The 5,713-nt window shown below is 40.8% G+C and carries 5 protein-coding genes; all 5 read right to left on the bottom strand.

Translation table 11 applies throughout. The annotated features are described in order from the left end of the window. On the bottom strand, positions 1-857 hold an 857-nt coding region (locus tag HT679_RS11480; protein WP_345890109.1), incomplete at its 3' end, for a LysM peptidoglycan-binding domain-containing protein. A gap of 322 nt (positions 858-1,179) precedes the next feature. Beyond that, positions 1,180-2,559 (bottom strand): ABC transporter permease subunit Vex3, encoded by a 1,380-nt coding sequence (vex3, locus tag HT679_RS10000; RefSeq protein ID WP_138700809.1) that lies wholly within the window; start codon positions 2,557-2,559, stop codon positions 1,180-1,182. A gap of 50 nt (positions 2,560-2,609) precedes the next feature. Further along, the gene (vex2, locus tag HT679_RS09995; RefSeq protein ID WP_016569459.1) at positions 2,610-3,257 is read right to left on the bottom strand and encodes an ABC transporter ATP-binding subunit Vex2; all 648 of its coding nucleotides are present in this window, start codon (positions 3,255-3,257) and stop codon (positions 2,610-2,612) included. 12 nt (positions 3,258-3,269) lie between these two features. Continuing rightward, positions 3,270-4,547, bottom strand: a complete 1,278-nt coding sequence (locus HT679_RS09990; RefSeq protein ID WP_173214439.1) for an ABC transporter permease — start codon at positions 4,545-4,547, stop codon at positions 3,270-3,272. A 167-nt stretch (positions 4,548-4,714) separates the two neighbouring features. Continuing rightward, positions 4,715-5,713 (bottom strand): SIALI-17 repeat-containing surface protein (locus tag HT679_RS09985; RefSeq protein ID WP_173214437.1); only part of this gene is annotated, 999 nt, incomplete at its 5' end.

Below are 5,713 nucleotides of genomic sequence, written 5' to 3'. Positions count from 1 at the left end.
CCAGTAGTTTCTGAACTTTCTTCAGTAGGAGTTACTGGTGCTCCAGTTTCTTCTTTTGAGTCTTCTGCTGGTTGACTAGTATTCGAATTACCTGCAGTATCTTCTGTCGGATGTACTGGTGCTGCTGGCTCATTTTGTGTTCCCTCTGCTACAGCTGTTGTTCCAGTAGTTTCTGAACTTTCTTCAGTAGGAGTTACTGGTGCTCCAGTTTCTTCTTTTGAGTCTTCTGCTGGTTGACTAGTATTCGAATTACCTGCAGTATCTTCTGTCGGATGTACTGGTGCTGCTGGTTCTTCAGCTTTTGGCGCTACTGGAGCTGATACAGGCTGATAGACTGGGCTATAGTTCACAGCCATTTTTTCAACTTTCTCAGTGACATCTGTTAATTCAAAAGTAACAGCTTTTGTCTCTTGGTCTTTCTTGAGCAAGACTTCGTAAGTGCGAACTTCGCCACTTGCACCACTTTCCTTGATGACAATTTTGTGTTTTGTGACTGTATCTGAAATCGTTTCAGCTTCAGTAAAGTACAATTCATTGTGCGGTAAGAATAAATTCTTGCCTGAAGCTTGATTCATTTCTTGGAGTACATCTACAGGGATATTGCTTGCTTCGCTGATAACACTTAATGTATCTCCCCACTTAATGACATACTTAAATAAATCACCTTCTTTTTGAAGGTCAGCTTTCACTTCCTCAACTGTTCTGGCTACCCAGACACCATCTTGTTCACTGGCTGATACAGTTGGAGCTAAAAAGCCCAGACCTAGCAAAATGACACCTGTCGCAACAATTGCACCAGTTCTCAATTTTCTAAAGCCACGGAGGGACAAGCTTCCTCTAACATTTGTTTGTCTCATAATGTTTATTTTTCCTCACTATTCTATATTTTCCAAGGTAGACCCTGCCTGGGTCTACTAGCCTATGTTTGCGATATGGATAGGCTTCTACAGATTTATCTATCTATTTTCAAGATAAGATTTCTATAGATTTTTATGCACAATTCCATATATAAGTTGCGAAACTCCTTTCTAATAAATTCCATAACATTAGTATATCATATTTAAGTACTAAAGTACAACGAAAGCAACTGAAAGCAATGATTTTCACCATTGCTTTCTGCTTCATTTATCATTTTAGAACTTTCAGTTGCTAGCTTCATTTTTCAGTCTGGCATCAGTATTATTCACCATCCAGCAAGAGCTCTTTTGGTTGTTTTCTAAGGAGATTGCTTGAAGCAAGCGCCATAACAAGAACCACTAGAACTAAAGCAAGGACAAAGACGATGATAAAGTCTGATGTCTGAATGGAAATATCTAGGCTTGACAAGGTCTTGTTAAAGCCATCTACTTCTGCACCACCACCAAGGTTAGAGGCTTGAGCCGCCTTGCTAGCCTGTTTGGCAACACCTGAAGTCACATTGGCAAGGACAGTATTTCCAATCGCACGAGCTGTGTAGTTGGCTAGGAAGTAAGCAGAAACGAGAGCAGGGATGGCAATCAAGATGGATTCGGTGATGAATTGACCCAAGATACTTGCCTGCTTGAGACCGATAGAGAGGAGAATTCCCACTTCCTTGCGACGGGCATTGATCCAAAGGCTGAGCAAGAGGGCAAGGAGAAGAACTGAGAAACTCAAGCTACCCCAGAAGAGGAGGTTGGCCATCTTGTACATACCAGAGATGGATTGCTCAAGAGCTGGGTAGTTAGATGAGCTTTTAACGAGTGTATAGCTCTTCCAGTTGATACCACTGATGCCATTCAACTCTTTCATAACATCATCCAAGTTCTTGTCCGCTGTTACAAAGAAGGTAGCGTCCCCGTAAATAGCTGTGTCTTCTGTGTATCCATAAAGTTTTGCAGCAGTGTGAATGTCTGTGATAGCTGTATTTTCATAGAGTTCTTGTGAGTAGGTTACTGCTGACTTATTGTGGCCATCAAAGAGTCCCTTGATTGTCACTTCGACTGTTTCCTTGGCTCCTTTTTCATTGTCTGCATCGTAGATATTAGAGTCTAGTTTGACCTTGTCCCCTACTTTCCAGCCGTGTTTGGCTGCCAAGTCCTTGTGCAGGAGAATCTTGTCCTTGTCATCGTTGGTTAGGTGCTCACCTTCGACCAGCTTATAAGAACCAGAGACAAACTTGTCTTCTTTAGAGGAGTCATTGACACCTGTAATCATCAAGCTACTTCCAAAATGTTTGGCACGGTCAGGGGTCAGATTTTTCTTGGTATCTGGCGTTTCGATAAGGTCATATCCAGTCAAATCCCCGATAGCATTGATGCGTTTCACATAAGACTCAATGGCCTTGTTTTCGGTGATTTTTTTGATGTCCTCACCCTTGATATTCCCAGCACCACGTGGCGTTCCTTGATTGACGCGACGATTGATTTGCATGGAGAAGCTATTGGTGATATTTTTAAAGGTCTCCTGAGAAGCCTTGGCAGTAGCTCCCTTGATCGACAAGCCAACCAAACTTAAGCTCGCCATGAGGAGAATAATCAGGAAGATGACAATCGATTTGAAAAACTTCCTTGTAACATAGGCAAATGCGTTGTGTAACATAGGTTTCCTTTCTAGGTTTGATTTTATAATTCTATCAAAACAAGCTTAAATTATTTACTAGTATTGCGAGTTTCAGTCAGTTTCTTGTCCTTCAACTCAAGTGTAATATCTGATGCTTGTGCCACTTCTTTGCTGTGAGTTACGACAATGACACATTTACCTGTTTTCTGGGCAAGTGATTTGAGCAGTTCGACAATATCTCCAGCAGTTTTAGGGTCTAGATTTCCTGTTGGCTCATCCGCTAGAATAACTGGAGCTTCTGAGACCAAACTACGAGCAATGGCAACACGTTGCTGTTGACCACCTGATAACTGGAGAACATTCCGCTTGATCTGACTTTCATCCAAACCAAGCTCAAGCAGTGTATCCTTGCTTGCCTTTTTATTGACCAAGCGGATATTTTCCAGTGGAGAAAGATAATCTATCAAGTTATAATTTTGAAAGACCAGGGAAATATGGTGCATGCGATGGTAAGAATAGCCCTTCTTACGAATATCCTCTCCTTGAAAAAGGATAGAACCTTCAACAGGACTATCTAGACCAGCAAGTAGGGACAAAAGAGTGGATTTTCCTGCTCCTGACTCACCAATAATACTGTAAAATTTCCCAGGTTCAAAATTATAATTGATCTGATATAAAACTGCCTCAGCAGTGTTCTTATAACGGTAGGTAAGATCTTGTAATTGTAATAAAGTCATGATTTCTCCTTCTTAACTAATAGATGATAAAATTTCCTTAGGCGATTTTCTAAATAAGAATAGGAAGCAAAGGGCTACAGATAAGCAACTAAGCAGAACTAAAAAAACATAGGATTCTGCAAAAGATAGGATGCTGGTTGATAGACCGCTTGCTTTGGCTAGCGTGTCTTGTAAGGCAGCCTGATCTCCACTTGCTAGTAGAGTTTGGAGTAGGTAAGATGTGATGGTGTTTCCTGCAACAAATGCTGGAAGCAAAGCTCCAAGAGATACCAAAACTACCTCTAAACAGAATTGTAGGAAGATCGAGCTCTTGCCTTTTCCAAGTGCCAGTAAAATTCCCACTTCGTAGACCCGTTCTCTCAACCAGAGAGATAAGACCAGAATTAAGGCTCCTGCTCCTGCTATCAACATCCCATAAAGGAAGATGGTCAGGAAGGTTTGGAAAGTAGCAACTGAGTCCTTGATTTGTTCAAAAGCCTTGTTTTCCTTTTCGACTTGATAGCCTTGATTTTCCAAGGACAAGTTTTCTACCTGCTTCAAGAGTCCGTCCATTTCCTTAGGATTTTCTACATAGAAGCGAGCTGCACTGACTTGAGCTTCGCTATTTCCCAAAAGACTTTGGCTACTTTCATAGTCTGTAAAGACCTGGTTTTCACTGAAGTCAGAAGACAAGCCTGTGAATTTCTCCTGTTTTTTACCAGAAAAGATGCCGACAATCTCAAACTCTACTGTTTGCCCTTTTCCAGTTTCTGACTGACCAGCATCTAAAGCAATCTTATCATGAAGCGAAAGACCGTTCTTCTTAGCCAACTCTTCGTGGATCAGAATTTTATTGGAATCCCCTTTTTGAAGATGTCGCCCTTCTTTTAGGTTGAAAGCCGAACTGGTAAAGGTCACATCCTTGGATGAATCCTCAAGAGCCGTTAAACTAACCAAGTTCTTGTCCGCAGCTGATAAATCATCACGCTCTACGCTCTGCTCACCAGCCACCGCTTCCTTGTCTTTCAGTTTTGAGACCATCTCGAGTTCAGGAGAAACAGTTTCCAGTCCCTTAATCTTGCTTACAGATGCTAGGTCTGACAACTTGAATGTCTGATTATTTTCTATCTTCTTAATAGAAAAAGAGGTATTGAGTGATTTGTAAAGATTGGTTTCCACTGTTTTGTTGGACTTCATCAGAGTCAAACAGGCTGAAATTCCGGCCAATAGGACCAATAAAATCAGAAATAAAATAAAACTTCTCAGCCGTTTTCTGCTGACATAAGCCCAAGCTCTTTGGATTGGATTCATTTGTCACCTCCATATTTGTAAGACTATTATAAAACTCAAATATGAAATGTTTATGAAATACGAAAAAAGAACTAGAATTCTCACAAATGAGTGATTTTTCTAGTTCTTTTTGATTTACAAAGACTTTATGCAGGGAAAACTACTAAGGATCAAATGAGATCATCTAGTTAAGCTTCCTCTTCATCGTCTTTTTTCTTTTTGGCAAATAGCAAACCAAATGCGCCAAGAAGAGATAGAACTCCGAATGCACCTGTAGCACGGTCTTCTTGTGTACCAGTATTTGGCAATACTGCTTGTGGTTGAGAAACTGATGGATTCGTTTCTGACACTTCATTCGGCAATTGAGCAGGTACTTCAACTGTTTGACTTGGTTGTTCAGCCGGTTGAGCAGCTGGCACTTCAGCAGGGATAACAGTATCCGGTCTACGATTTGTATCGTCAGATGGTGTAGCTGGTCTTTGTTGACCGTCACCTGTTGGTCTAACTGGACTCACTTTCCTAAAAACGTGAGTTACAACATCACCTTTAGTTTCTGTTCTTACAAATACATAACCTTCAATTTCACCATGTTCAAATGCTTCATTGACTTCACCTGGTACTGATGGAGCTTTAGCATCCGCAGGTTTCAACTCATTGCCATTTTCATCAATCCATTTAGTGATGAATAACTTAACTTTTGGTAATTCTGCTGGATCTGGAAGTTCACCATTTACTCCACCTGTGAAGTCTGGTTGTTCATGAATAGGTGAGTCAGGTGTATTTACTCCTCCATTGAATTCTGGATTTTCTAAAACTTCTGGTTCACCTTTTGCATATGCAAATAACAATTCATCACGAGGAATATTATGAGTGACATTTGTTTCTGGATCAGTGATTGTTACATTTCCATCTGAAGTAACAATTACGTCTTTTCCTGGATTTGCTTTTTCCACTGATTCTTTAACTTTATCTTGTTCGTCTTTGCTTAGATTATTCACATCTTTGACTGGAACTTTTTCAGTCGGTTTCACTGGAGTGAAGTCTTGTGGAGTGACATTGACAACTACATCTACTTCGTCCGTTGATGTGTCTGGATAAGTTACGATAACTTTTCCTTTCTTCGCTCCATGTGTGCCTGTATCTGGTGTCGCATCTGGCTTCCATGCATAACTTGTTCCTGCTGGCAA

Source organism: Streptococcus sp. 4886, from assembly GCF_013276485.1.
In the GTDB taxonomy this organism is placed as follows: domain Bacteria; phylum Bacillota; class Bacilli; order Lactobacillales; family Streptococcaceae; genus Streptococcus.
This window is presented reverse-complemented; position numbering and strand designations above follow the sequence as displayed.